Below are 25,363 nucleotides of genomic sequence, written 5' to 3'. Positions count from 1 at the left end.
CGAGAGATGAGCCTATGAGCCTGGTACTTTCCATGGCGGCCTTTGCCCTGGCCGCGTCCATTACCCCGGGGCCGGTGAATATCCTGGCCCTGGGAGCGGGGGCGCGCTTCGGCTTGCGCGCCAGCCTGCGGCACGTCACCGGGGCCACCCTAGGCTTCACCCTGCTGCTGGTGCTCACGGGCCTGGGCCTGCATGAGCTGCTACGCCAGTGGCCGCTGCTGACCCAGGGCATCCGCCTGTTCGGCGTGGCCTTCCTGTTGTACATGGCCTGGAAGCTGGCCTGCGACGATGGGCAACTGGCCGGCGAGACCCGGGTGCGTGCGCCCTCGGCCTGGTATGGCGCGTTGATGCAGTGGCTCAACCCCAAGGCCTGGCTGGCCTGCGTGGCCGGCATGGGGGCCTTTGCCGCCGATGGCGAGGTGCGCCTGGTGTGGTTGTTCGCGGCGGTGTACGGGGTGATCTGCTACCTGTCGATTGCCTGCTGGGCCTACGCCGGGAGCTTTCTGCGGCATTACCTGGACAACCCCGCGGGCCTGCGCCGCTTCAATCGCAGTATGGCCGCACTGCTGGCGGCCAGTGCCGCCTACCTGTTGCTGTGAGCGGCATGCTGTTCAGGCCAACGCCGGCCCCTGGTATTGCCCCGGGGTGGCCGCCAGGTGTTGCTTGAACACCCGCTGCAGGTGCGCCTGGTCAGCGAAACCCGCGGCTTGCGCCACCTCGGCGATGGCCGCGCCCTGGCGCAGGCGGGCCTGGGCGTACTGCACCCGCTGGTTCACCAGGTAGGCGTGGGGCGCCAGGCCGTACTGCTGCTTGAAAGCGCGAATCAGGTAGGACGCCGACAGCTGCGCGGCCTGGCAGATCTGCGCCAGGTCCAGGGGCTCGGTGCAGTGCTGGCGGATAAAGTGCGCGGCCCGCTCCAGCTTGTGATTGCTGTAGCGCGGGCTGCTCGGCGCAGGGTTGAGGCGCTGTTGCAGCTCGCTGAAGAAGGCCACCACCGCACTGTGCTTGTGCAGGGTGTCGTTCTCCGGGTTCACCAGGGCCTGGTACAGCTGCTGCAGCTCGGTGAACAGCTGCGGGTCGCGGCTGTGGGTTTCGGCAAAGGGGCGAAAATCCAGTTGCGGGCTGAAGCCCAGCTCGTGCTGCAAGGCGGTGAGCCAGGGCGTGTCGACATACAGCATGCGATACGACCAGGGCTGATTGTCGATGGGGTTGCAGGCATGCACCACGCCGGGGTTCATCAGCACCAGGGTGCCGGCGCTGACCCGGCACTGAGTGTGCCCGCTGAGGTAGGTGCTGTGCCCGGCGGTAATGCTGCCGATGGAAAACTGCTGGTGGGCGTGGCGGTTGTAGCAAACCAGGCGCCCGTCGGCGATGGCGCGGGCTTCGATAAAGGGCAGGGCCGGGTCGCGCCAGAACTGCGGGGCCTGATCGGGAGCGGGTTTCATGCTGGGCTTTCCATCGCTGGGGGAACTGCCGGCGAGTGTATTAGTTCTAGCCGTCGAAGGCGCGGCTTGATCACGCTTGCTCAAGCGTAGTCAAGCCGGGCGGTTGCCGGTGCGCCGCAGATCGGCCACCGGCCGGCGCTTCAGAAGTCCCAGCGGGTGGCCAGTTGCAGGCTGCGGGGTTCGCCGTAGAAACCGGTGCCGAAGTTGCCGATGCCGGTGTAGTACTTCTTGTCGAACAGGTTCTTCACGTTGAGGGTGGAGCTCAGGTGCGAGTTGAACTGGTAGCGGGCCATGGCATCCACCAGGAAGTAGCCGTCCTGGGCGATGCGCGAGTCATGCCCGCCATTCAGCGCATCGTTCGGGTCGGGCTGGTAGACCTTGCCGAGGAACTGGCTCTGCCAGTTGACCCCGCCGCCCAGGGTCAGGCGTTCCCAGGCGCCGGGCAGGCGGTAGGTGCTGAACAGCCGGGCCACCTGCTGCGGTTGGGTGGTTTGTAGCACCGAGCCGAAGACCCGTTGGTGATTGGCGTCGCGGGTGTGGTTGTAGCTGTAGCCGGCGGAGAGGTTCCAGCCGTCCAGCAGCTCGCCGGCCACCTCCATCTCGAAGCCCTTGGTGGTGGCGCCCTTGGTGGGACGGTAGACGGCATCGATGCCCCAGCCGTCCACCAGTTGCGCAACGTTGTCCTGCTGCACATGGAACACCGCGAAGCTGGCATTGACCCGGCCGTCCAGGTACTCGGCCTTGATCCCGGCCTCGTAGCTGTCGCCTTCCACCGGGTCCAGCAGCTTGCCGCTGACGTCCTTGCTCATCTGCGGCTGATAGATGCTGGTGTAGCTGGTGTAGACCGAGTAGGTGTCATCCAGGTCATAGATCAGCCCGGCATAGGGGGTGACCACGCCGGTCTGCTGGTAGCGCTGGCGGGCGTCGGCGCGGCTGGGGTCGAAGTAGCGGGTGTTGTCGATGCCCTTGAAGTCGCTGACCCGGGTGCCGAGGATCAGCGCCAGGTCGTCAGTGGGCTTGAGCCGGGTGGCCAGGTAGGCGCCGGTCTGGCGCTGGAGGATGTCGTTGTCGCCGATCTTGGGGATGTCCGGCTTGGCGAACTCGCCGCGCCAGTCGTAGATGCTGCCGCCCACCGGTGGGTACACCGAACCGTGCACCGGGATGTCCTGCTTGGCGTTCATCAGCATGAAGCCGGCGATCAGCTCATGCTCGCGGCCGAACAGGCTGAAGGGCCCATGCAAGTTGATGTCGAGGTTGTCCTGGCGCTGCTCGCCCTTGAACTTGCCCATGTACATGAACATGCCGTTGCCGCTGGCCTGGTCCGGGTTGCCGCCGCTGGCCGAGCCCAGCAGGGTGTCGTGCTGGCGGCGCAGGTGGTCGTAGCTGACCTTCAGGGTCCAGTCGTTGGTCAGTTGCTGTTCCAGGGAGGTGAACAGGGTCTGGTTGCTGAAGTCGCGGCGGCTCCAGTCGGTGGCCGGGTTGAACGAGCGGGAGAAGTGGGTGCGCGAGCCGTTGCTGAAGTACATCGGGAAACCGGTCCAGGTGGCGCCCCGGGAGCGGGTGTTCTGCTGGTCGAGGCCGATGGTCAGCAGGGTGTCCGGGGTCAGGTCGGCCTCGAGCACGCCATAGGCGATGTCCTTGGTGTTCTGGTAGTGATCCAGGTTCGAGCTGCGGTCCTGGTAGACCCCGACAAAGCGCCCGCGCAGGTTGCCGGTGTCGGTCAGCGGGCCGGAAATATCCCCTTCGCTGCGGTAGTTGTCCCAGGAGCCGACAGTGCCGGTGACCGAGGCCTTGAAGGCCTTGGTCGGCCGCTTGCGGATCAGGTTGACGGTGGCCGAAGGGTCGCCGGAGCCGGTCATCAGGCCGGTGGCGCCCTTGATGATTTCCACCCGGTCGAAGGTCGCCATGTCGGTGCTGGTGGTGCCGTAGTCGTAGACCCCGTCGTAGGTGGCATTGACCCCGTCGTACTGGAAATTGGTGATGGGCATGCCGCGGCTGGAGAACTCCCAGCGCTCGCTGTCGTAGTTCTGCACGCTGACCCCGGGGGCCCGGCGCAGGGTGTCGGCGATGCTGGTGGCGCCCTGGTCGTCCATCTGCTGGCGGGTGATCACCGTGACCGTTTGCGGGGTTTCCCGCAGCGACAGGTTGAGGCCGGTGGCCGAGGCGCTGGCGCCGGTGGTGTAGCTGTGGCTGTCCTCGGTGATGGCGCCCAGGCCCTGGGCGGAAACCTGGGTGGTGCTCAACTGCAACGGACCGTTGGTGGCGGGTAGCGCCTTGAGCACATAGCCGCCGTTCACCGCCTGGGCCTGCAGGCCGGAGTCGGCCAGTAGCCGTTGCAGGGCCTCGGCGACGCTGTAGCGACCGTTCAGGCCGGGGCTTTGCTTGCCCGCCGCCAGGTCATTGTGCCCGGCGATAAATACCGCGCTCTGCTCGGCGAAGCGATTGAGCACCGTGACCAGCGGCCCGGGGCCGATGCTGTAGGGGCGGCGCAGGGCTTCGCTCTGGCTGTCGGCGGCCGCTGGTGCGGCATCGGCCCAGGACGCGGCGCCGCAGAGCAGCGCGGTGCACAGGGGCAGGGTATGGAAGGGCAGGCGCGAACGGCGGGGTGATGGCATGGGGTTCCCTTGTGGGTCGGTAGTCTGAAGGCTGTTACCGGGTTAACCGAACCAGAAGGAAAAAAGGGAACCAGGGCCTTGAATATTTTTTCTCCGGGTCAGCCCCGGGGCTCCAGGGTTACCCACCAGGAGGCCAGGCGCTCCACGCGCACCGGCAGCGCCGCCTCCAGCAGCGCCAGGGCCTGGTCGGAATCGTGCAGCGGAAAACTGCCCATCACTGGCAGTTGGCCAATGGCCGGATCGCAGCCCAGATGCCCCGGGCGATAGCGCCCCAGCTCTTCGAGCAACTGCGCCAGCGGCAGGTTGTCGGCCAGCAACAGGCCACGGCTCCAGGCTTCACGGGCGGCGCTGGCGCCCAGCAGCGGGCCCAGCCCGGCGGCGTCGAAGGCCAGTTGCTGACCGGCCTGCACCACCTGCACCTGGGCGCCGTTGGCGCTTTGTACCTGCACCGCGCCGGCGTAGACATTCAGCAGGCTGCGCTGGGCCTCGCGGCGCACGCTGAAACGGGTGCCCAAGGCTTGCAGCCGACCGTGTTCGGTGGCCACCCGAAATGGCCGCTGCGGGTCCTGGGCGGTGTCGATCAGGATCTCCCCCTGGTGCAGCCACAACAGCCGCTGCAGAGCGCTGTAGCGCACATCCAGGGCCGTCAGGGCATTGAGCCAGAGGTGAGTGCCATCGCTGAGCCGGGTGTCGCGAATTTCCCCGGTGCCGGTGGCGTAGTCCGCGCGCCAGCGTTCCAGCGCCTGGGGCAGCGCGGTATTGCGCCAGGTGCCCCAGCCCAGGCCCATCAGCAGCAGGCCGCCGAGTACCTGGCGCCGCGCCAGTGGCTTGCGTCGCTCGGCCCGCAGGGCCTGGCTGGCGGCTTGCTGGGCGCCGGCTTCCTGCAAGGGCAGCAGGCGCTGGCTGACCCGCTGCACATAACCCCAGGCCTGGCGGTGTTCCGCGGCCTGGTCGATCCAGGCCTGCCAGTGCCGGCGCTGCTCGTCGCTGACCGCCGCATCCTGCAGCTGCACGTACCAGTTCGCCGCCTGTTGCAGGCTGGCGTGGCTCAATCGGTTGACCGGGGCTGGGTTCATGGCGGCTTACTCGATCAGCAGGCCGTCGAGTTCGGCCTCCAGCAGTGCGCAGTGCATCAGGGCCTGGGCCAGGTATTTCTTCACCATGCGCAGCGACACCCCCAGTTCATCGGCAATCGCCTGGTAGGGCCGGCCGTGCAGCTGCGCCAGGATAAACGCCTCGCGCACCCGCTGCGGCAAGCGCCCGAGCATGGCGTCCACCTGGTGCAGGGTCTCGACGATGATCGCCCGTTGTTCGGGGGAGGGCTGCAGGGCTTGTGGGCGTGCCGCCAGGGCCTGGAGCCAGGCCTGTTCCAGCTGGCGGCGACGCCAGTGATCGATGCACAGGCCCCGGGCAATGGTCGCCAGGTAGGAACGTTGCTGCACGTCGTCCTCGAGCTGCGGCGGACGCTTGAGCACCCGGACGAAGATCTCGTGGGCTAGGTCCGCGGCATCCCAGGCGTGGTTCAGGCGCCGCCGCAGCAACTCGTAGAGCCAACGGTGATGGCTGTCATACAGGGCATGGACCAAGGCGGTGCTGGCGGGCGGAGTGGAGGGCAAGGGCGTGGTCCGGTGGCGATCGAGTTGTAAATGGGAATTGATCGCGATTAAACCAAAAAGCCTCGATCCCGTGCAAATGCTATTGATTGGCGATCACTGCCCTGGCAACCCCCGCCGGCCTGACGGCAAGTACGCCAAGCTAAATGCCGAAGGGATAAAAGACCTGGAACACTGGCATTCGGGGCTTGCTGAGCGGGGTTTCTTCAGTGGTATCTTCACCTGCATTCCCGTCGCGATACCTGGCAGCGTGCTTGCCTGCCGGTCTGGGCGGGGCCGTCTGCAGGAAGTCGGCGCGCAGTGGCGCAGGGGAAGGTTGATGGGCTACCCACGGATCAGGCTGTTTCTCACCCACCGCCTGGCGCTATTGGCGGGTGCCGAGTCTTTGCGTTCGATCCGCGAGGGCCTGCTCTGGCTATTGCCCTGCCTGCTGGTGTCGGCGGTGATGCTGATTCTTGCCCAATGTGCCCAGGCCCTTGGCGCACCCGGTAGCCTGGTGGAGCTGCTGACCGGGCTGCATAACCGCCTCAGTTCGATCATTCCCCTGCTGGTGGCGGCGTCCATCGGCTACATGCTGGCGTTGCAGTACCGCCTGCCGCAGTTGCCGGTGGCCTTCCTGTGCCTGTCCCATGTGGTGATCGCGATCTTCCTGATGCGCGACTACCCCCTGGCCGCGGCGACCTTCGTGCTGTTTATCGCCATCGCCTCGCCGCTGCTGAATGTGCCGCTGATGGCCTGGCTGCACCGCTGGCGCTGGACCCGGCTGGTGGACGAGGACCTGGTGGGGCAGAACCTCAAGGGCACCATCAATATGGTGCTGCCCGGGGTGCTGACCTCGCTGATGCTGGTGGTGGTGCTGCAGTTGCTGTTGCAGGTGCACGATGTTGCCTATGTGCAGCGGCCGTTGGATATCGACAGCCTGGAGCACCCTTACCTCAACGCGATCTTGCTCACTTCGAGTAATTCCTTGCTGTGGTTCTTCGGCATCCATGGCACCCATGCCATGCAGCCCTTGATGGACGTGATGGAGCAGGCAGTGGCGCTGAATGCCGCCGAGCAGGCCGCCGGGCAACCGGCACGGCATGCCCTGAATAGCGGCCTGCTGGGCTGCTTCGCCTTTATTGGCGGCTCCGGTGGTTCCCTGGCGCTGGTGCTGGCGATCCTCGGTTTTTCGCGCAATCGTTCCATGCGCCTGCTGGCGCTGGCGAGCCTGGCGCTGTCGCTGTTCAACGTCAACGAACTGCTGCTGTTCGGCCTGCCGATCATCCTCAATCCGCGCTTGCTGGTGCCCTTTATGCTGGTGCCGATGGTCAACGTGTGCCTGGCGCTGCTGGTGGTGCAACTGGGCTGGGTCGGCCCGGCGCTGGTCAGCGTGCCCTTCACCTCGCCGGTGCTGCTCAACGCTTACCTGAGCACCCAGGGCGACTGGGGCGCGGTGCTGCTGCAAGTGGCCCTGCTGGGGGTCGGCACCCTAATCTACAGCCCCTACGTGCGCAGCCTCCAGCGTCAGGGCGAAGGTGCCGACCAGGTCTACCTGAAGACCTTCGACACCACTTTCCGCGCCCTGGAAGAGCGCGGCCGGCTGTTCGAGCTGGACCCGATGGTGGCGTCCTACAAGCAGGCGGCCCAGCAGTCTTTGCAATTGGCGCGCATCCAGCAGTTGAGCGAGTACGACTTTCATCTGGAATACCAGCCTCAGGTGGTCAAGGACAGCGGCCTGTGCAATGGCTGCGAGGCGCTGATCCGCGCTCGCGACCGTGACGGCCAGGTGCGGTCGCCCTGGGAGTTGCTGCAGTGGCTGGGGCAGGCCGGGCTGATGCCCGAGGTGGACTTCTGGGTGGCCACCCAGGCGGTGCGCCAGCAGCAGGCTTGGAGCCGGATCGGCTTCGAACTGCCCATCACCATCAATATCTCCAGCGCCACCCTGGCCTCGGCGGAGCATGGCCGGCGCCTGCTGGAGATTCTTGCCCGGGCCCATGGCCGAGTATCGGTGGAGATCACCGAGGATGCCCTGGTGGGCGATGCGCTGCTGACCCAGCAGTGGATCGGCAAGCTGCATGCCCTGGGCGCACGGCTGTATATCGACGATTTCGGCACCGGTTTTTCCGCCCTGAGCTACCTGCATCAGTTTCCGGTGGATGGGATCAAGATCGACCGCAGTTTCGTTCTTGCCCTGCGTGAGCCCAAGGGCGCCCAGGTGCTTAACGGTCTGCTGCGGTTTTGCGAGACGCTCAAGCTCAAGGTGGTGGTGGAGGGGGTGGAAACCCGCGAGCAGCTGGATTTTCTTGAGTCCAGTTCCGAGCTGACTATCCAGGGTTGGTACTACAGCAAAGCGCTGCCCGGGGAGCAGATCCCCGGGTTTGTCAGCCAGCTCGCGCGCAATGCCCTAGCGCCCAGCGAGGAATGACTAGACGCCCAGCGAGGACTGACCTAGCGCCCCCTCAGGGGCGGTGAAAGGCCGGGTGATCCGGGCGCTTGAGCACCTGCCAGGCAGCGGCCTGGGGCCAATCGGCGGCGCACAGCCAGAGGCCCTGGGACTCGCGCAGGGGCTCGGCGGGTAGGCGCAGCAGGGCTGCCAGTTGCCACTGCAACGGGCGCCCCGGGTCGGGGTCGTCCAGGGCTTCCCAGTCCCGTTCGAACAGCCGCAGTTCCAGCTCTTGGTCGTCGAAGCGCTGCAGCAGCGGTCGATGGCGCAGCCAGTCGGGGGCGATGCGTAGGCTGCGTTCCTCGACATCCAGCACCAGCAGCTGCCAGGCGCGATAGCCGTCCTCGACATCCAGCCTGAGCCGGGTCAGGGCCAGGTAGCGGGCGTTGCTGCTCCAGATCAAGGATGGCGCCAGGTCCGCCAGGGCGCAGCCGGAAGCGGTCAGCAGGTGGCCGCCGAGCCGCGGGCTGGTTTCCCGCAGCCAGCTGTCGGCGTATTCGGTCTGGCTGCCGAACAGCCAGGCGGCGTCGCGGCCAGTGGGCGCCAACTGGATGAAATCGCCCTCGGCGACCGCTACCTGGGGCCGGTCCACCAGGCGCCAGTCGGCCAGGCGTTGCAGCTGCTGCTCGCCCACCTGCAGGGTGCAGCGCTGGTAGTACAGGCGTGAATCCTCGTGCTCGGCACAGAAGGCCGCGGCGTGCTTGGCGGCCGGCGCGGGCTGGTCGAAGCGTTGCAGGGGGCTGCTGGCCAGGTCGCGGTGCAGGCGTCCGGCGACCAGCGCCAGGCTCAGGCGGCCCTGGCGAAAGTCCAGCAAACGCGCCACCAGCAGTTCCTCGCTGCACAGCAGGGATTGACGCTGGAGGTCGGCCACCACCACTCCGGCGCAGGCCGCCGGTGCTTCGGCAAAGGGCAGCAGGGCCAGGTAGCGCTGGCAGTCGGACACCCGATGATCGAGCTGCCAACTGCCGGGCAGTTGCCAGTCGCCAATGCGGCAACTGTAGGCGCCCAGGCCCTGGTCGCTGTCTTTCAGCCAGGTCAACAGGGCGCGCCGGCCGCCCAGCAGCGGCGCCGATTGGATCTGGCTGGCGCCGCGCTGGCCGCTGCCGTCCAGGGCTTGACGCACTCGGGTGCGGGCCAGGGCCAGCGGCACCACCTGCAAGCGGCCCTGGGGGTCGTGGCCGTGGCCGATTTCGCTGTCACTGTGAATGCTCTGCAGGCCATAGCCGTAGCTGGCGTGGTCCGGCTCGGGGTGGTCCAGATAGGCCGCGTGGTACAGGTGATGAGTGTCCAGTTCGAGCAGCGCGCCGGGGTAGAAGGACGGCTCGGTCGGGCTGGCGACCCAGGGCGCGGGCAACAGACGCCAGCCGTGCTCGGCCTGCCATAGCCAGCAGCCGACGGCTTCTGGCTGCTGTTCCAGGCTGGCCATGCAGGCCAGGGCCTGGCCGTTGGCGGCCCACAGGCGTGAAGCCCGGGCGCGGATCAGCAGGCCGCTAGGCTGGCCGTCGAGGCTCAGGCAATAGGGCGCGTCGCGCAGGCAGTCCAGGGGCTGGGGCAGGTCCCGCAGGCTGGCGGGCAGGGCCAGCTGGGCCTGGAGTTGGTGCTGGCCGTCGGGGGACGGTTCGACAAAGCCCTGGCGTTCGAGCTCCTGCTGCCAGTCGCCGGGCTCCAGCCACAGGTCGGCCACCGCCACCAGGTCGATGGCCTCGGCTTGCTCCAGCAGGGCCGTCAGGCTGGCTTCCCGGGCGCCGTTGTCCAGCAGCGGGCTGTGACGGCCGCTGAGGCGGTCGCCATTGAAGGCGTCCAGTTCCCAGAACTGTTCCTGGTTGCAGCGGTACAGGCGACGCAACGATCGGTCGAAAATCGCCAGGCCCCAGCGCTGGCGCGACGGTAGCGGTGCGGCGAAATAGCGCCCGTCGGCGGAAAAGCGCGCCGAGGAACCCAGGCCTTGCAGCAGCACGCCATCGGGCAACAGGTAGTCGCAATAGGTGGGGCCGCCCATGGCGATCTCGCCGTGGTTGAACACGCGGATCGGCAGACCCTCCGGAGTCTGTTGCGGTTCGCCGCCACCCCAGGCGCTGGTGCTGCTCGAGGTGGGCGTTACCAGGCCGAGGCGCCGTTCCAGGCTGCTCACCGCCGCCATGGCGGCAAACATCGTGGCGCCGGCCGCGGCGATATCCCAGTAGGCCGGCAGGGCCCGGCCCAGGCTGAAGCCCAGGCCGAAGCCGGCGCTGGTCATCAGCCGCGCGCTGGCACGGGCGCTGCGACGCCAGCCCAGGCGGGCCGCGAGGATCATGCAGCCTGCGCACGCGAGCAACACCAGCAGTGCCGCGAAGGGCGGCAGCAGGGTGACCAGGAAGATCGGCAGCAGCAGTGCGCACAGCTGCCAGAACAGCTCCAGCAACAGGCGCAGCAGGCTTTTTTCGTTAGGGCTGGAAGCTGCGGTGGACACCGGGGACATCCTTGTAAGGTAGACAGAGGCAAGGGGGTGCCAATCTACGCCGCTGGCGGAAAAAAGGCAGCGGGCAGCTGTTGTGATCGGGTCGACTCCAGCCTGCCGAGCCCGGGCTTCAAGTTCGGCCCTGGGGCTCTGCGCCGGGCCTGTGCCCGGGCGGGAGGGCGCCGGCATTTTGAACTACGCTTGCGTACTACGCCGTGAACGGAGTCCAGCGATGTTGTTTCCCAGCAAACCCAACAATGAGGCCTTGAGAGTCCAGACCCTGCGGGAGCTGAATATTCTCGATACCCCGCCGGAAGAGCGTTTCGACCGCCTGACCCGGCTGGCCAAGCGCCTGTTCAACGTGCCCATCGCCCTGGTCAGCCTGGTGGATAGCGACCGGCAGTGGTTCAAGTCCTGTGTCGGCCTGGATGCCAGTGAAACCCCCAGGGATGTTTCTTTCTGCGGCCACGCGATCCTCGGCGACCAGATTCTCACCGTGCCCAATGCCGAGCAGGACGAGCGCTTCCATGACAACCCGCTGGTGCTCGGCGACCCGGGCATCCGCTTCTATGCCGGCTGCCCGCTGACCGTGCCCAATGGCAGCAAGCTCGGCACCTTGTGCCTGATCGACGTCAAGCCGCGGGACCTGGATGACGAGGAACGGGCGCTACTGCGGGACCTGGCGCGCATGGCCGAGCAGGAGCTGGCGGCGGTGCAGATGGCGAGCATGGACGAGCTGACCCTGCTGTCCAATCGCCGTGGTTTCGAGGCCCTGTCGCGGCATGCCCTGGCGGTGTGCAAGCGCCTGGAGAAACCGGCGACCCTGCTGTTCTTCGACCTCAACGATTTCAAAGAGATCAACGACACCTATGGCCACGCCGAGGGCGACGGCGCCTTGAAGACCTTTGCCGATGTACTGCGCATCGCCTTTCGCGAGAGCGATGTCATCGGCCGCCTGGGCGGGGACGAGTTCGTGGCTCTGCTGACCGCCGCCGATCATCTGAAAACCTCGTCGATCATGGAGCGCCTGCGGGAGATTCTCGATGAACGCAACGCCACCTTGAAGCGCGGTTATGACATCCGCTTCAGCGTTGGCCAGATCCAATACGACCCCCAGCGCCACCCCGGTATCGAGCAGTTGCTGGCGGATGCCGACCAGGCCATGTACCAGCACAAGCAGGCCGGCAAACGGGCCCGCTGAGTGGGGCCGTGGGGCGACCTGAAAGGCGTTCGCCGAGCGCTATGGGCTACGTTCCATGGCCGGTGGCGTGTAGGCTTCTTCAATGTTTGCCCCGGCCGCCTTGGCTTGAGTTTCAGTGTGTGAACGACGTTGCAGCAGTTGTTTTAGATGAGCGGGAAACAGTGTTTTCCATTGTGCTCTTTGTGCTTCTGAAAAATTGCTTGCCCAGAATTTGTCCAGCGAGACGACCTGCAGGCTGATCAGGTAGGTGCCGGTTTCCAGCGGTGCGTTCCTGGAGTCCTGGCGCAGGGCCCGTACGTGTGCAAGGTAGTTGCCGTGGTAGAGATACCAGTCATAGAACGTAGAGAGGCCGAGCCACTCTTCAAGGCTCATCTCAAGGTCGGCATCGAACTGCGGATGGCTTAACGGGTGGGAGCCCGGAAGACTTTTTTCCCAGTCGAATTTGTTCAATTCAGCGCCGGAAATTCGCGGGTCGGAAGGGAAGTAGTATTTTTTCCAGCCCGCGCTCTTCAGCTTCTTGATCAGGCGATAGATAAGGTCCTTGTTTTCCTGGTGAGTGCTGTTGTCCGGCAGGCCACGCAGGTCGATGTTCAGCTCCTGGATAGTGCTCGAGATGTTGCCATCAACGGCAATGCTCAGTCCGGCTACCTGGTCCAGCTCAAGCGTGCCCTCAGGTTGAGAGAGGCTCAGGTCAAGGAGCGCTTGTTGCTGATCCGCTTCATACCAACACATACCGATGGCATCCAGGCAGTCGGCGGTAAAGTGCACCGGGCTCTTTTCCAGGAACTCGTCAACCGCGCTGCCCAATGGGAGGTAAAGGCGTGCGGCGGTGCCCTGAGGGTTATCCGGGGCTTTGTCTTGAGTGTTGTCGCAGCCGGCCAGAAAGATCAGTAGCAACAGATAGCACAGCTTCATGTTGCACTTTTCCATGGGGTGATCTGGCTGATGTCATTGTCCATATGATTGTTTGATCGCTCATCAGTGAGAGACAGGTTTCAGCGCTGCAAGGGCGCGGGCTGCGTAGAACAGCAAGGGCGAGAAACCCCATAGGTCGCTACGCCTGTTCCAGATTATTCGGCGCCTGCCGGTGCCAGGAAGGCGGCCTCCAGCAGTTGCCGGGTGTAGGGGTGCTGGGGCGCCGCGAAGATCGCCTGGGCGTCGCCTTGCTCCACCACCTGGCCGTGCTTGATCACCATCAGCTGGTGGCTCAGGGCCTTGACCACCGCCAGGTCGTGGCTGATGAACAGGTAGGTCAGGTTGTATTTGCTTTGCAGGCGGCGCAGCAGCTCAACCACTTGGCGCTGCACGGTACGGTCCAGGGCCGAGGTCGGCTCGTCCAGCAGGATCAGCCGCGGCTTGAGCACCAGGGCCCGGGCAATGGCGATGCGCTGGCGCTGGCCGCCGGAGAACTCGTGGGGGTAGCGGTGCCGGGTGTCCGGGTCCAGGCCCACCTCCTTGAGCGCCTCGATAATCGCCTGTTCCTGCTCCTGTTCCGTGCCTATGTGGTGAATGCGCAGGCCCTCGCCGACGATCTGGCTCACGCTCATGCGCGGGCTGAGGCTGCCGAAGGGGTCCTGGAACACCACCTGCATTTCCCGCCGCAGGGGCCGTACCTGGGGCTGGGACAGGCGGTCGAGCTGCTGCCCTTCGAAACGAATCCCGCCCTGGCTGGCGATCAAGCGCAGGATCGCCAGGCCCAGGGTCGACTTGCCCGAGCCACTCTCGCCGACGATGCCCAGGGTCTGGCCCTGGGGCAGGCTGAAGTGCACGCCGTCCACTGCCTTGACGTGATCCACGGTGCGCCGCAGCAGGCCTTTCTTGATCGGAAACCAGACCTTGAGGTTGTCCACTTCCAGCAGCGGCGGGCCGATTTCATTGGTCGACGGCAGGCCGCTGGGCTCGGCGGCCAGCAGTTCCCGGGTATAGGGGTGCTGCGGCGCGCGAAACAGCTGTTCGCAAGGCGCCTGCTCGACGATGCGGCCTTGCTGCATCACGCACACCCGGTGGGCGATTCGCCGCACCAGGTTCAAGTCGTGGCTGATCAGCAGCAGGGCCATGCCCAGGCGTGCCTGCAACTCCTTGAGCAGTTCGAGGATCTTCAACTGCACGGTCACGTCGAGGGCGGTGGTGGGTTCGTCGGCGATCAGCAGTTCCGGCTCGTTGGCCAGGGCCATGGCGATCATCACCCGTTGCCGTTGGCCGCCGGAAAGCTCGTGGGGCAGGGCCTTGAGGCGCTTGTGCGGCTCGGGGATGCCCACCAGCTCCAGCAGCTCCAGGGTGCGCCGGGTGGCCACCTTGCCGGTCAGGCCCTTGTGGATGCCCAGCACCTCGTTGATCTGCTTCTCGATGCTGTGCAGCGGGTTCAACGAGGTCATGGGTTCCTGGAAGATCATCGCGATGCGGTTGCCGCGAATATGCCGGATGGTCTTTTCCTTGAGGCTCAGCAGGTCTTGCCCGGCGTACTGGATGACCCCGGACGGATGCCGTGCCAGGGGGTAGGGCAACAGCCGCAGGATCGAATGCGCGGTCACCGATTTGCCCGAGCCGGATTCGCCCACCAGGGCCAGGGTCTCGCCGCGCTTGATATCGAAGCTGATGCCTTCCACCACGCGCTGCTGGCGCTCGCCGGCGACGAACTCCACGGCCAGGTCGCGGACTTCGATCAGGGTGTCCTGGGTCATGTCATTTCCTCGGGTCGAAGGCATCGCGGGCGGACTCGCCGATAAACACCAGCAGGCTGAGCATCAGGGCCAATACGGCAAAGGCGCTGATGCCCAGCCAGGGAGCTTGCAGGTTGGACTTGCCCTGGGCCACCAGCTCGCCCAGCGATGGCGCCCCCGGCGGCAGGCCGAAGCCGAGGAAGTCCAGGGCGGTGAGGGTGCCGATGGCGCCGGTGAGGATAAAGGGCATGAAGGTCATGGTGGAAACCATGGCGTTGGGCAGGATATGGCGGAACATGATCGCCCCGTTTTGCATGCCCAGGGCCCGGGCTGCACGCACGTACTCCAGGTTGCGCCCGCGCAGGAACTCGGCGCGCACCACGTCCACCAGGCTCATCCAGGAGAACAGCAGCATGATGCCCAGCAGCCACCAGAAGTTCGGTTGCACGAAGCTGGCCAGGATGATCAGCAGGTAGAGCACTGGCAGCCCCGACCACATTTCCAGGAAGCGCTGCCCGGCCAGGTCCACCCAGCCGCCGTAGAAGCCCTGCAGGGCGCCGGCGATCACCCCGATGATCGAGCTGAGGATGGTCAGGGTCAGGGCGAACAGCACTGAGATGCGAAAGCCGTAGATCACCCGGGCCAGCACGTCGCGACCCTGGTCATCGGTGCCCAGCAGGTTGTCCGCGGAGGGCGGTGCCGGGGCCGGCACCCGCAGGTCGTAGTTGATGCTCTGGTAGCTGAAGGGGATCGGTGCCCAGACCACCCAGGCATCCTTGTGCGCCAGCAGCTCGCGGATATAGGGGCTCTTGTAGTTGGCTTCCAGGGGAAATTCGCCGCCGAAGGTGGTTTCCGGGTAGCGCTTGAGCGCGGGGAAGTACCAGCCGCCGTCGTAGTGCACCACCAGCGGCTTGTCGTTGGCGATCAGCTCGGCGCCCAGGCTGAGCACGAACAGCACCAGGAACAGCCACAGCGACCACCAGCCGCGCTTGTTGGCCTTGAAGCGCTCGAAGCGCCGGCGATTGAGGGGGGATAGGTTCATCTCAATGCTCCCGGCTGTCGAAGTCGATGCGTGGGTCGACCAGGGTGTAGGTCAAGTCGCCGATCAGTTTCACCACCAGCCCCAGCAGGGTGAAGATGAACAGGGTGCCGAACACCACCGGGTAGTCGCGGTTGATCGCCGCCTCGAAGCTCATCAGGCCCAGGCCGTCGAGGGAGAAGATCACCTCCACCAGCAAGGAACCGGTGAAGAAGATGCCGATAAAGGCCGCGGGAAAACCGGCGATCACCAGCAGCATGGCGTTGCGGAACACATGGCCGTAAAGCACTCGGCGCTGGGTCAGGCCCTTGGCCTTGGCGGTGATCACGTACTGCTTGTTGATCTCGTCGAGGAAGCTGTTCTTGGTCAGCAGGGTCATGGTGGCGAAGTGGCCGATCACCAGGGCGGTGACGGGCAGCGCCAGGTGCCAGAAGTAGTCGAGGATCTTGCGTCCCCAGCTCAGCTGGTCGAAGTCGTTGGAGGTCAGGCCGCGCAGCGGGAACCAGTTGAGGTAGCTGCCGCCGGCGAACACCACGATCAGCAGGATGGCGAACAGGAAGGCCGGAATGGCGTAGCCGATGATGATCGCCGAGCTGGTCCAGACATCGAAGTGGCTGCCGTGGCGGGTGGCCTTGGCGATGCCCAGGGGGATCGACACCAGGTACATGATCAGGGTGCTCCACAGCCCCAGGGAAATCGACACCGGGAGCTTTTCCTTGATCAGGTCCACCACCTTGGCGTCACGGAAGAAGCTGTTGCCGAAATCCAGGGTGGCGTAGTTCTTGATCATGATCCAAAGGCGTTCCGGCGCCGACTTGTCGAAGCCGTACATGTGCTCGATTTCCTTGATCAGCGCCGGGTCCAGGCCCTGGGCGCCACGGTAGCTGGAACCGGCCACCGAGACTTCGGCGCCGCCACCGGCAATGCGGCTGGTGGCGCCGTCGAAACCCTCGAGCTTGGCGATCATCTGCTCCACCGGGCCACCGGGGGCAGCCTGGATGATCACGAAGTTGATCAGCAGGATGCCCAGCAGGGTGGGGATGATCAGCAGCAGGCGGCGAACGATATAGGCCAGCATTTTCTAGTGCACCGCTTCGGCCGCAGCCGCCTGGTTGGGGGCCGCTGGCGCGGCGGGCTGGGCATCGGGCTTGACCCACCAGGTGTAGAGGCCGATGTCGTACTTGGGCGCGACCTTGGGGTGGCCGATATGGTTCCAGTAGGCCACGCGCCAGGTTTTAATGTGCCAGTTGGGGATCACGTAGTAGCCCCATTGCAGCACCCGGTCCAGGGCCTTGGCATGGGCCACCAGGCTGGCCCGGGAGTCGGCGTTGATCAGGCTTTCCACCAGGCTGTCGATGGCCGGGTCCTTGAGGCCGATGTAGTTGCGGCTGCCGGGCTTGTCGGCGCTGGAGGTCATCCAGAACTCGCGTTGCTCGTTACCCGGGGAATTGGACTGGGGAAAGCTGCCGACGATCATGTCGAAGTCTCGCGAACGCACCCGGGTGATGTACTGGGAAACGTCGACACGGCGGATCACCAGGTCGATGCCGAGGTCGGCGAGGTTGCGCTTGAAGGGCAGCAGCACCCGCTCGAAGTCGGTCTGGGCGAGGAGAAACTCGATCACCACGGGCTGGCCCTGGGCGTCGACCATCTTGTCGTCGACGATCTTCCACCCGGCTTCCTGCAGCAGCTGGTAGGCCTGGCGCTGCTGGGCGCGGATCATGCCGCTGCCGTCGCATACCGCGGGCGAGAACGCCTGGTCGAACACCTGCTCGGGGATCTGGCCCCGCAGCGGTTCGAGGATTGCCAGCTCCTCGGGGCCCGGCAGCCCGGTGGCGGCCATTTCCGAATTCTCGAAGTAGCTGCGGGTGCGGGTGTAGGCGCCGTTGAACAGCTGCTTGTTGCTCCACTCGAAGTCCAGCAGCAGGCTCAGGGCGTGGCGTACTCGCACGTCCTGGAACAGCGGTCGGCGGGTGTTGAAGACAAAGCCCTGCATGCCGGTGGGGTTGCCATTGGCAATCTCCTCCTTGATCAGCCGGCCCTGGGCCACCGCGGGGACGTTATAGGCGTTGGCCCAGTTTTTCGCGGTCATTTCCAGCCAGTAGTCGAACTGCCCGGCCTTGAGGGCTTCCAGGGCCACGGTGTTGTCGCGGTAGTAGTCGCTGGTGATCAGGTCGAAATTGTAGAAACCGCGGTTCACCGGCAGGTCCTTGGCCCAGTAGTCCTTGACCCGCTCGTAGCGGATCGAACGCCCGGCCTTGACCTCGGTCACCCGGTAGGGGCCGCTGCCCAGGGGCACTTCCAGGTTGCTCTTGGCAAAGTCGCGGCCTTCCCACCAGTGCTTGGGCAGCACCGTCAGTTGGCCGAGAATCAGCGCCAGCTCGCGATTGGTGTTGTGCTTGAACTTGAACAGCACCCGTTGCGGGTCTTCGGCAATCACCTGGTCGACGTCGGCATAGTAGCCGCGGTACAGCGGCGAGCCGGCGCTCATCAGGCTCTGGAAGCTGAACACCACGTCTTCGGCATGGATCGGCTGGCCGTCGTTGAAGCGTGCCTCGGGGCGCAGGTAGAAGCGCACCCAGCTGTTGTCCGGTGCCCTCTCGATCTTGCTCGCCACCAGGCCGTACTCGGTAAAGGGCTCGTCCAGGCTCTGGGTCATCAGGGTGTCGTAGATCAGGCCGATGTTGGCTTCCGGCACCCCCTTGCTGATAAACGGGTTGAGGCTGTCGAAGCCGCCGTAACCGGCAATGCGCAAGGTACCGCCCTTGGGCGCGTCGGGGTTGACGAAGTCGAAGTGCTGGAAGTTCTCCGGGTACTTGGGCGCTTCGTTGTACAGGGTCACGGCATGTTGCGGCGCTGCCTGGGCACAGCAGGCGATGACGCCGAACAACAGGCCGCTGGTGCGCAGGAACAGCGAACGCAGAGGCATCATTGGGTGTTCTCCGAGGATTTCAGCCACCAGGCGCCAAGGCCCAGGGTATAGGGCGGCGTGGTAACGAAGGCGAAGCGGTTACGGTAGGCCAGGCGGTGATAGTTCAGGTACCAGTTGGGAATCATGTAGTGCTGCCACAGCAGTACCCGGTCCAGGGCACGGCCGGCGGTCAGTTGCTCGTCGCGGGTGCTGGCCGCCAGCAACTGTTCCAGCAGGTGATCGACCACCGGGTTATTGATGCCTGCATAGTTCTTGCTGCCCTTGACCGCCACCTGGCTGGAATGGAAGTACTGCCACTGTTCCAGGCCCGGGCTCAGGGTCTGGTTGAGGGTCATGAGGATCATGTCGTAGTCGAACTGGTCCAGGCGCTGCTTGTATTGCGCCCGGTCAACGGTACGCAAGCGCGCCTCGATGCCGATGCTGGCCAGGTTCTCCACATAAGGCTGGAGAATCCGTTCCAGGTTGGGGTTGACCAGCATCAGCTCGAAGCGCAGCGGCTGCCCGGCGCTGTTCAGCAGGCGTTGGCCATTGAGCTTCCAGCCGGCCTCGGCCAACAGGCCCAGGGCCTGGCGCAAAGTGTCGCGGGGGATGCCGCGGCCTTCGGTGCGCGGCAGGCTGAAGGCCTGGGTAAAGAGCGCGGCGGGCAGTTGCTCGCGGTAGGGCGAAAGCAGCAGCCATTCACCGCCCTGGGGCACGCCGCTGGCGGCGAACTCGCTGTTGGGGTAGTAGCTCAGGGCCCGTTGGTAGGCGCCGCTGAACAGGGCGCGGTTGGTCCACTCGAAATCGAACATCAGGCCCAGGGCCTGGCGCACCCGTACATCGGCGAAGGTGGTGCGCCGGGTGTTCATGAACAGGCCCTGGGTCTGGGTGGGAATCCGGTGGGCGATCTGCGCCTTGATCACCTCGCCGCGCCTGACCGCCGGGAAGTCGTAGCCGTTGGTCCAGTTCTTCGCCTGGTGCTCGATATAGATGTCGAATTCGCCGGCCTTGAAGGCTTCGAAGGCCACGTCGCTGTCGCGGTAGAACTCCACTTCGACCCGGTCGAAGTTGCTGAAGCCACGATTCACCGGCAAATCCTTGCCCCAGTAGTCCTTGACCCGCTCGAACACCAGCTGGCGCCCGGGTTGCACCTGGGTGATGCGGTAGGGGCCGCTGCCCAGGGGCGGGGTGAAGGTGGTGGCCTTGAAGTCGCGGTCCTTCCAGTAGTGCTGGGGCAGCACCGGCATTTCACCCAGGCGCAGGATCAGCAGCGGGTTGCCGGCGCGCTTGAAGACAAAGCGGATGCGCTGTGGGCCGAGCACATCCACCCGCTCGACCTCCTGCAGGCTGGTGCGGTACTGCGGGTGGCCTTCCTTGAGCAGCAATCGATAGGAAAAGGCCACGTCGCGGGCGGTGATCGGCTGGCCATCGTGGAAGCGCGCCTCGGGGCGCAGGTTGAATACCACCCAACTGCGGTCCTCGCTGTATTCCACGCTGCGGGCGATCAGCCCGTAGCTGGAGGTGGGCTCGTCGCCCGAGGGCGCATATTGGCCGGTGCCCACCATCAGGGGTTCGTTGAGTTCGTTGACCCCGTACTGCAGGAAGTTCGGCGTGGCAACGGGGCTGGTGCCCTTGAAGGTGTAGGGGTTGAGCGAGTCGAAGGTGCCAAAGGCCATGAGCCGCAAGGTGCCGCCCTTGGGCGCTGCGGGGTTGACCCAGTCGAAGTGGGTGAACTTTGCCGGGTACTTGAGTGTGCCGAACTGCGCGTAACCATGACTTTCAGTGATCGTTGCGCTTGCGGGAAAGCTCAAGGCCAGACTGATAAGGAGCAGAAGGAGGGGACGCATCAAGGCAGAGATCCGATCCAGGCGGCTTGGGCTGTGTGCTCAGTACAGTAACAGCTTGTATCGGCAGGAAAAAGCGGGCTGGCGCGCGCTGTGGGCATTTCTCCCAAGGCGTCCGGTGAAGACTCTGCAATGTCTTGCGTAGGAGCTGGCTTGCCAGCGAAAGCGGGCACTGGGCACCGCAAGGCTGCGGGCCTCTTCGCCGGCAAGCCGGCTCCTACGGCGGGAGGCGTTAGTGCGGCAGGTAGACGGTCAGGGTCTGGCCGGGCTTGAGGGCCTGGGCCGCCCGCGGGTTCCAGCGCTTGAGGTGCTGCATCTCGACATTGAAGCGCTTGGCCACCATGTACAGCGAGTCGCCTTGCTTGACCTTGTACTGGGTCGCCTTCTTCTTCTCGGTGCCGGCCACCAGGGTCTTCTTGCCCGTGGTCTTGCGGGCATCTTGCAGCACCAGGGTCTGGCCGACCTTGAGCTTCTTGCTGCTGAGCTTGTTCCAGCGTTGCAGGTCGCGGACCTCGACCTTGTTGGCCTTGGCGATCTGCGCCAGGCTTTCGCCGTTCTTGACCTTGTAGAGGCGCTTGGGACGCAGCGAGTCGCGGCCTTCATCATCGGCGAACGCCGACTTCAGCGAGCGCTTGCTGATCAGCTCCTCGGGTTTCATGGTGGACAGGCTGGTGGTCAGCAACTGCGCCTTGGAGGTGGGTACCAACAGGTGTTGCGGGCCGTCGAGGGTGGTGCGCTGCTTGAACGCCGGGTTGAGCTGGAACAGCTCGTCCTCGTCGATATTGGCCACCGCCGCGACCTTGGACAGGTCCATGCGCTGGTTGATTTCCACCACCTGGAAATAGGGTTCGTTGGCAATCGGGTTGAGGTTGACGCCGTAGGCTTCCGGGGTCAGTACCACTTGCGACAGGGCCAGCAGCTTGGGCACGTAGGCCTGGGTTTCCGCCGGCAGCGGCAGGTTCCAGTAGTCGGTGGGCAGGCCGAGCTTCTCGTTGCGCTCGATGGCCCGGCTCACCGTGCCTTCGCCGGCGTTGTAGGCGGCCAGGGCCAGCAGCCAGTCGCCGTTGAACATGTCGTGCAGGCGGCTCAGGTAGTCCATGGCCGCGGTGGTGGAGGCAGTGATGTCGCGGCGGCCATCGTAGAAACGGGTCTGGCGCAGGTTGAAGTAGCGCCCGGTGGCCGGGACGAATTGCCACAGGCCCACGGCATCGGCGCGGGAATAGGCCAGGGGGTTGTAGGCGCTCTCGATCACTGGCAGCAGGGCCAGCTCCAGCGGCATGTTGCGTTCTTCCAGGCGCTCGACGATGTAGTGGATATACAGGCTGCCGCGCTCGCCGGCGTTCTCCAGGAAGGACGGGTTGCTGGCGAACCACAGGCGCTGCTGTTCGATACGCGGGTTGACGCCCAAGCCTTCTTGCAACTGGAACCCCTGGCGCATGCGTTCCCAGACGTCCTGGGGCACTTGCGGGCTGGGCTGCTTGCTCAGCCAGATGGGTTTTTGCTTGATGCGGGCGTTGAAATTCTGGGTGTGCGTCGCGTCGCTCTGCGGGGCATGGCCGGTGCTTTGGCAGCCCGCAAGAGTCGCTGACACAGCTACCGCGATGGCCTGGGCCAAGCGCGTCAATGCGTCTGAACTGATGGAATAACGAATAGATGACGACATTGGCTGGAAGTAAGTTCCGGGCAAAAATGTCGGGCGATTCTAGAAAGCACCCGGGGTGCGGTCAACCATTCAGAATTTTCGTAGCAATGGATAGCCTGCTTAGAATTTATCTTTCCACGCCCTGAGCACCGCAAAAACCGCACTCTGCGACGGGTTATCCTGGCCGTTCCGTTCGTCCGCTTTTTGTTTAACGAATGTTTCACCGGTACGCAGGAATGGGTTGGTGAGTTTCTCCAGGGCCAGGGTCGAAGGCAGGCTCATGCGGCCTTGTTCGCGCAGTTGGCTGACCTTGTCCAGGCGCTGGGCGATGTCCGGGTTGGCCGGTTCCACCGCCTGGGCGAAGCGCAGGTTGCCGAGGGTGTATTCGTGGGTGCAGTAGATCAGGGTGTCGTCGGGCAATGCGGCCAGGCGGCTCAGGGACTGGTGCATCTGTTCCGGGGTGCCTTCGAACAGGCGCCCGCAACCGGCGGCGAACAGGGTGTCGCCACAGAACAGCAGGCCGTGATGGTAGTAGGCGATATGCCCCAGGGTGTGGCCGGGCACGGCCAGTATCTCGAACTCCCAGCCGAGGATGCTGGCCCGGTCGTTGTCGTCCAGGGCCACGTCGCGCCCGGGGATCTTTTCCCGTGCCGGGCCGTACACGGTGGCGCCACTGTGCTGCTTCAGGCGCTCGACGCCGCCGACGTGATCATGGTGATGGTGGGTGATCAGGATGTCGCTCAGCGCCCAGCCCGGGTGCTGCTCGAGCCAGGCCAGCACGGGCGCCGCGTCCCCCGGGTCGACCACCGCGCAACGTTGGCTGCGGTGATCCTGTAACAACCAGATGTAGTTGTCGGTGAAGGCGGGCAGGGCACTGATCTGTATCATCTTCGGATTCGCCAAGCGGAAAACAATGGCGCATCTTAGAGCTTCTTGGCGTGTTGGAGAATGCAATGACCGATAAAGCCTTCGCTCAGGCAGATCCCGACTGGCTGGCCCTGATCAGCGCGGCGCGGGATTGGTTGTCCGGCCCCCTGGGGCAATTCCTGCTGGATGAAGAACGGCGCATGCTCGAAGAGGAACTGGGGCGTTTCTTCGGCGGCTACCTGGTGCACTACGGGCCGTCGGCGCAGACCCCGCCGGCGGCGCCCCAGGTGCAGCGCAATGTGCGCCTGGGGGCGCCGCTGCCGGGGGTGGAGATCGTCTGCGAGGAACAGGCCTGGCCCCTGAGCGAGCACGCCGCCGATGTGGTGGTGCTGCAACATGGCCTGGATTTCTGCCTGTCGCCCCACGGCCTGCTGCGCGAAGCGGCCAGCAGCGTGCGTCCGGGCGGGCACTTGCTGATTGTCGGCATCAACCCCTGGAGCACCTGGGGCCTGCGTCATGTGTTCGCCCATGACGCCTTGCGCCAGGCGCGCTGCATTGCCCCGTCGCGGGTCGGTGACTGGCTCAACCTGCTGGGTTTCGCGCTGGAGAAACGCCGCTTCGGGTGCTATCGTCCGCCGCTTGCTTCGCCGGCATGGCAGGCGCGGCTGGCCGGCTGGGAGCGCAAGGCCGGGCAGTGGCAACTGTCGGGGGGCGGCTTCTATCTGCTGGTGGCGCGCAAGATTGCCGTCGGCCTGCGACCGGTGCGCCAGGTGCGGCGCGAGCCGATGGGCAAGCTGGTGCCGCTGCCCATGGCCAAGGTCAATCGGCGCAACAGCCAGCCTTGATCTCGGTTTGAATCTTCTTTTTATACACAGTGGCCGGTTTTGCCCGGCCAGCGGCACTGCCGATGGCGTTCGGCAGGCCACTGGCAATTTTCTGATGGAAGGCGTGGATGAGCGATAGCGTAGAAATCTTTACCGACGGTGCCTGCAAGGGCAACCCTGGCCCCGGTGGCTGGGGCGCATTGCTGGTGTGCAAGGGGGTCGAGAAGGAACTCTGGGGCGGTGAAGCCAATACCACCAACAACCGCATGGAGCTGATGGCGGCGATTCGCGGCCTGGAAGAACTCAAGCGTCAATGCGACGTGCAACTGGTGACCGACTCGCAGTACGTGATGAAGGGCATCAACGAGTGGATGGCCAACTGGAAGAAGCGCGGCTGGAAGACCGCCGCCAAGGAACCGGTGAAGAACGCCGACCTGTGGCAGCAGCTGGATGAGCAGGTCAACCGCCACAACGTCACCTGGAAATGGGTGCGTGGCCACACCGGCCACCACGGTAACGAGCGGGCCGACCAGTTGGCCAACCGTGGCGTGGATGAGGTGCGCGGCTACAAGGGCTGAGTTCGCTAAAGGGTGAGGATCGCCGCGGCCAGTTGCGCGTCGCTGTGTTGCGATTCGGGCCAGAGCCGGCGAATCCGTTCCAGCGCCGACTCCAGTCGCACCCCGCGCAGTTGGCCGTCGCTGGCGACGAAGGCTGCGGCATCGCTGCGGGCCGCGAGCACTATCTTGTCGTCGCTGAAGGAACTGCTGATGTTCGACGTGCCTTCGCTGCTGCTCAGCACTCCACTCATGCTCAAGTCGGTGCTGATTACCAGGCTGGTGGCCTGGCTCGACGTGCTGAGCAGGCAAAGCAGCAACAGGCCGGGCAGGCGGGGAGGGCGCAAGGTCATGACTGCAAGTTTCCATGGCGAAGATCGGCGGCACCCTAGCAGCGGCTCAACTGGCAAGCTGCATGAGCTTTGCGAATAACTGTTAAAAAGTGCGCCTGGCGGATCACCCCGCGCAGGCGCGCCGACCTTGGGCCGGGCGTGCTAAAATCCCGCCCTTTGCCAGATTGAGAACGCACCACTGATGGCCAACAGATCTGTTGTACTCGATACCGAAACCACCGGCATGCCGGTGACCGACGGCCACCGGATCATTGAAATCGGTTGCGTCGAGTTGTTCGGCCGGCGCCTTACCGGCCGCCATTTCCACGTCTATCTGCAACCGGATCGCGAAAGCGACGAGGGCGCCATCGGCGTCCACGGCATCACCAACGAATTCCTGGTGGGCAAGCCGCGCTTTGCCGAAGTGGCCGATGAGTTCTTCGAGTTCATCGAGGGCGCGCAGCTGATCATCCACAACGCGGCGTTCGACGTTGGCTTCATCAACAACGAATTCGCCTTGCTGGGCCAGCATGAGCGCGCGGACATCACCCGGCACTGCAGCATCCTCGACACCCTGCTGATGGCCCGTGAGCGGCACCCGGGCCAGCGCAACAGCCTCGATGCCCTGTGCAAGCGCTATGGCGTCGACAACTCCGGCCGCGAACTGCACGGCGCCTTGCTCGACTCGGAGATTCTTGCCGACGTCTACCTGACCATGACCGGTGGCCAGACCAGCCTGTCCCTGGCGGGCAATGGCAGCGACGGCGATGGCAATGGCATCGGCCGAGCCTCGGCGATCCGCCGCCTGGCGGCCGATCGTCCGCGGGGGCGGGTGCTGCGTGCCAGCGCCGAAGAACTGGCCGAGCACCAGGCGCGCCTGGAGATCATCGCCAAGTCCGCCGGCGGCCCGGCCTTGTGGACCCAGCTCAGCGAAGGCCAGTAACCCTTGTCGCC

General features: G+C 65.1%; 20 protein-coding genes. 6 read left to right on the top strand and 14 right to left on the bottom strand.

Annotation, left to right across the window (positions count from 1 at the left end; genetic code table 11):
* The first annotated feature begins 14 nt into the window (after positions 1-14).
* Entirely contained in the window at positions 15-599 is a 585-nt protein-coding gene (locus J4P02_RS02670; RefSeq protein WP_426187492.1) for a LysE family translocator, read from the top strand.
* A gap of 12 nt (positions 600-611) precedes the next feature.
* Here the strand turns inward: J4P02_RS02670 and J4P02_RS02665 are convergent, their stop codons facing one another.
* The 4 genes from J4P02_RS02665 to J4P02_RS02650 all read right to left on the bottom strand — a co-directional run bounded on the left by J4P02_RS02665 (position 612) and on the right by J4P02_RS02650 (position 5,676).
* Positions 612-1,445 carry an AraC family ligand binding domain-containing protein gene (locus J4P02_RS02665; RefSeq protein ID WP_426187490.1) on the bottom strand — a complete coding sequence of 278 codons (834 nt, stop codon included), beginning with the start codon at positions 1,443-1,445 and terminating at the stop codon, positions 612-614.
* Between the two features lie 140 nt (positions 1,446-1,585).
* Positions 1,586-4,060: a TonB-dependent siderophore receptor gene (locus tag J4P02_RS02660; protein WP_426187488.1), complete on the bottom strand. Its 2,475-nt coding sequence runs from the start codon at positions 4,058-4,060 to the stop codon at positions 1,586-1,588.
* Between the two features lie 98 nt (positions 4,061-4,158).
* Positions 4,159-5,136, bottom strand: a complete 978-nt coding sequence (locus J4P02_RS02655) for a FecR domain-containing protein (protein WP_426187486.1) — start codon at positions 5,134-5,136, stop codon at positions 4,159-4,161.
* Positions 5,137-5,142: 6 nt separating this feature from the next.
* A complete protein-coding gene (locus tag J4P02_RS02650) occupies positions 5,143-5,676 on the bottom strand; it encodes a sigma-70 family RNA polymerase sigma factor (RefSeq protein WP_426187484.1) in 534 nt (177 codons plus the stop codon).
* A 316-nt stretch (positions 5,677-5,992) separates the two neighbouring features.
* Here J4P02_RS02650 and J4P02_RS02645 point away from each other — a divergent pair, with 316 nt between their 5' ends.
* Complete coding sequence (locus J4P02_RS02645) at positions 5,993-8,080, top strand: EAL domain-containing protein (protein WP_426187482.1); 2,088 nt, start codon at positions 5,993-5,995, stop codon at positions 8,078-8,080.
* Positions 8,081-8,114: 34 nt separating this feature from the next.
* Here the strand turns inward: J4P02_RS02645 and J4P02_RS02640 are convergent, their stop codons facing one another.
* The gene (locus J4P02_RS02640; protein WP_426187480.1) at positions 8,115-10,547 is read right to left on the bottom strand and encodes a hypothetical protein; all 2,433 of its coding nucleotides are present in this window, start codon (positions 10,545-10,547) and stop codon (positions 8,115-8,117) included.
* A 220-nt stretch (positions 10,548-10,767) separates the two neighbouring features.
* On the opposite strand from J4P02_RS02640, the gene J4P02_RS02635 reads away from it, so the two are divergent.
* Positions 10,768-11,736 carry a sensor domain-containing diguanylate cyclase gene (locus tag J4P02_RS02635; protein WP_426187478.1) on the top strand — a complete coding sequence of 323 codons (969 nt, stop codon included), beginning with the start codon at positions 10,768-10,770 and terminating at the stop codon, positions 11,734-11,736.
* Between the two features lie 39 nt (positions 11,737-11,775).
* Here the strand turns inward: J4P02_RS02635 and J4P02_RS02630 are convergent, their stop codons facing one another.
* The 8 genes from J4P02_RS02630 to gloB all read right to left on the bottom strand — a co-directional run bounded on the left by J4P02_RS02630 (position 11,776) and on the right by gloB (position 22,720).
* Entirely contained in the window at positions 11,776-12,651 is an 876-nt protein-coding gene (locus J4P02_RS02630) for a hypothetical protein (protein ID WP_426187476.1), read from the bottom strand.
* A gap of 155 nt (positions 12,652-12,806) precedes the next feature.
* Positions 12,807-14,417 (bottom strand): ABC transporter ATP-binding protein, encoded by a 1,611-nt coding sequence (locus J4P02_RS02625; RefSeq protein WP_426187474.1) that lies wholly within the window; start codon positions 14,415-14,417, stop codon positions 12,807-12,809.
* A 1-nt stretch (position 14,418) separates the two neighbouring features.
* Positions 14,419-15,438 carry an ABC transporter permease gene (locus J4P02_RS02620; RefSeq protein WP_426187472.1) on the bottom strand — a complete coding sequence of 340 codons (1,020 nt, stop codon included), beginning with the start codon at positions 15,436-15,438 and terminating at the stop codon, positions 14,419-14,421.
* A 1-nt stretch (position 15,439) separates the two neighbouring features.
* Positions 15,440-16,513, bottom strand: a complete 1,074-nt coding sequence (locus tag J4P02_RS02615; protein ID WP_426187470.1) for a microcin C ABC transporter permease YejB — start codon at positions 16,511-16,513, stop codon at positions 15,440-15,442.
* A gap of 3 nt (positions 16,514-16,516) precedes the next feature.
* Entirely contained in the window at positions 16,517-18,367 is a 1,851-nt protein-coding gene (locus J4P02_RS02610; RefSeq protein ID WP_426187468.1) for an extracellular solute-binding protein, read from the bottom strand.
* A complete protein-coding gene (locus tag J4P02_RS02605; protein WP_426187466.1) occupies positions 18,364-20,193 on the bottom strand; it encodes an extracellular solute-binding protein in 1,830 nt (609 codons plus the stop codon). Before J4P02_RS02605 ends, J4P02_RS02610 begins: the two co-directional genes overlap by 4 nt.
* Positions 20,194-20,422: 229 nt before the next feature.
* Entirely contained in the window at positions 20,423-21,853 is a 1,431-nt protein-coding gene (locus J4P02_RS02600) for a transglycosylase SLT domain-containing protein (protein ID WP_426187464.1), read from the bottom strand.
* A 99-nt stretch (positions 21,854-21,952) separates the two neighbouring features.
* Positions 21,953-22,720 carry a hydroxyacylglutathione hydrolase gene (gene gloB / locus J4P02_RS02595; RefSeq protein WP_426187462.1) on the bottom strand — a complete coding sequence of 256 codons (768 nt, stop codon included), beginning with the start codon at positions 22,718-22,720 and terminating at the stop codon, positions 21,953-21,955.
* Between the two features lie 65 nt (positions 22,721-22,785).
* Here gloB and J4P02_RS02590 point away from each other — a divergent pair, with 65 nt between their 5' ends.
* Together J4P02_RS02590 and rnhA are read left to right on the top strand one after the other, a co-directional pair.
* Positions 22,786-23,544 carry a methyltransferase domain-containing protein gene (locus tag J4P02_RS02590; protein WP_426187460.1) on the top strand — a complete coding sequence of 253 codons (759 nt, stop codon included), beginning with the start codon at positions 22,786-22,788 and terminating at the stop codon, positions 23,542-23,544.
* 107 nt (positions 23,545-23,651) lie between these two features.
* On the top strand, positions 23,652-24,101 hold the full coding sequence (gene rnhA / locus J4P02_RS02585; RefSeq protein ID WP_058434862.1) for a ribonuclease HI: 450 nt from the start codon (positions 23,652-23,654) through the stop codon (positions 24,099-24,101).
* A 5-nt stretch (positions 24,102-24,106) separates the two neighbouring features.
* Here rnhA and J4P02_RS02580 read toward each other — a convergent pair whose 3' ends face one another.
* Entirely contained in the window at positions 24,107-24,430 is a 324-nt protein-coding gene (locus J4P02_RS02580) for a DUF2388 domain-containing protein (protein WP_426187457.1), read from the bottom strand.
* Between the two features lie 181 nt (positions 24,431-24,611).
* On the opposite strand from J4P02_RS02580, the gene dnaQ reads away from it, so the two are divergent.
* Positions 24,612-25,352 (top strand): DNA polymerase III subunit epsilon, encoded by a 741-nt coding sequence (gene dnaQ, locus J4P02_RS02575; protein ID WP_426187455.1) that lies wholly within the window; start codon positions 24,612-24,614, stop codon positions 25,350-25,352.
* The last annotated feature ends 11 nt before the right edge of the window (positions 25,353-25,363 follow it).

The organism is Pseudomonas sp. NFXW11, from assembly GCF_049887815.1.
Taxonomy (GTDB): Bacteria; Pseudomonadota; Gammaproteobacteria; order Pseudomonadales; family Pseudomonadaceae; genus Aquipseudomonas.
The sequence above is the reverse complement of the archived record's forward strand: the minus strand, read 5'-3'. Positions and strand labels throughout refer to the sequence as shown.

What these genes read in the sequence shown, in the direction of transcription:
- J4P02_RS02670 (WP_426187492.1), top strand. Translation starts at nt 15, where the DNA reads ATGAGCCTGGTACTTTCCATGGCGGCCTTTGCCCTGGCCGCGTCCATT.
- J4P02_RS02665 (WP_426187490.1), bottom strand. Translation starts at nt 1,445, where the DNA reads ATGAAACCCGCTCCCGATCAGGCCCCGCAGTTCTGGCGCGACCCGGCC.
- J4P02_RS02660 (WP_426187488.1), bottom strand. Translation starts at nt 4,060, where the DNA reads ATGCCATCACCCCGCCGTTCGCGCCTGCCCTTCCATACCCTGCCCCTG.
- J4P02_RS02655 (WP_426187486.1), bottom strand. Translation starts at nt 5,136, where the DNA reads ATGAACCCAGCCCCGGTCAACCGATTGAGCCACGCCAGCCTGCAACAG.
- J4P02_RS02645 (WP_426187482.1), top strand. Translation starts at nt 5,993, where the DNA reads ATGGGCTACCCACGGATCAGGCTGTTTCTCACCCACCGCCTGGCGCTA.
- J4P02_RS02635 (WP_426187478.1), top strand. Translation starts at nt 10,768, where the DNA reads ATGTTGTTTCCCAGCAAACCCAACAATGAGGCCTTGAGAGTCCAGACC.
- J4P02_RS02630 (WP_426187476.1), bottom strand. Translation starts at nt 12,651, where the DNA reads ATGAAGCTGTGCTATCTGTTGCTACTGATCTTTCTGGCCGGCTGCGAC.
- J4P02_RS02625 (WP_426187474.1), bottom strand. Translation starts at nt 14,417, where the DNA reads ATGACCCAGGACACCCTGATCGAAGTCCGCGACCTGGCCGTGGAGTTC.
- J4P02_RS02620 (WP_426187472.1), bottom strand. Translation starts at nt 15,438, where the DNA reads ATGAACCTATCCCCCCTCAATCGCCGGCGCTTCGAGCGCTTCAAGGCC.
- J4P02_RS02615 (WP_426187470.1), bottom strand. Translation starts at nt 16,513, where the DNA reads ATGCTGGCCTATATCGTTCGCCGCCTGCTGCTGATCATCCCCACCCTG.
- J4P02_RS02610 (WP_426187468.1), bottom strand. Translation starts at nt 18,367, where the DNA reads ATGATGCCTCTGCGTTCGCTGTTCCTGCGCACCAGCGGCCTGTTGTTC.
- J4P02_RS02605 (WP_426187466.1), bottom strand. Translation starts at nt 20,193, where the DNA reads ATGCGTCCCCTCCTTCTGCTCCTTATCAGTCTGGCCTTGAGCTTTCCC.
- J4P02_RS02600 (WP_426187464.1), bottom strand. Translation starts at nt 21,853, where the DNA reads ATGTCGTCATCTATTCGTTATTCCATCAGTTCAGACGCATTGACGCGC.
- gloB (WP_426187462.1), bottom strand. Translation starts at nt 22,720, where the DNA reads ATGATACAGATCAGTGCCCTGCCCGCCTTCACCGACAACTACATCTGG.
- J4P02_RS02590 (WP_426187460.1), top strand. Translation starts at nt 22,786, where the DNA reads ATGACCGATAAAGCCTTCGCTCAGGCAGATCCCGACTGGCTGGCCCTG.
- rnhA (WP_058434862.1), top strand. Translation starts at nt 23,652, where the DNA reads ATGAGCGATAGCGTAGAAATCTTTACCGACGGTGCCTGCAAGGGCAAC.
- J4P02_RS02580 (WP_426187457.1), bottom strand. Translation starts at nt 24,430, where the DNA reads ATGACCTTGCGCCCTCCCCGCCTGCCCGGCCTGTTGCTGCTTTGCCTG.
- dnaQ (WP_426187455.1), top strand. Translation starts at nt 24,612, where the DNA reads ATGGCCAACAGATCTGTTGTACTCGATACCGAAACCACCGGCATGCCG.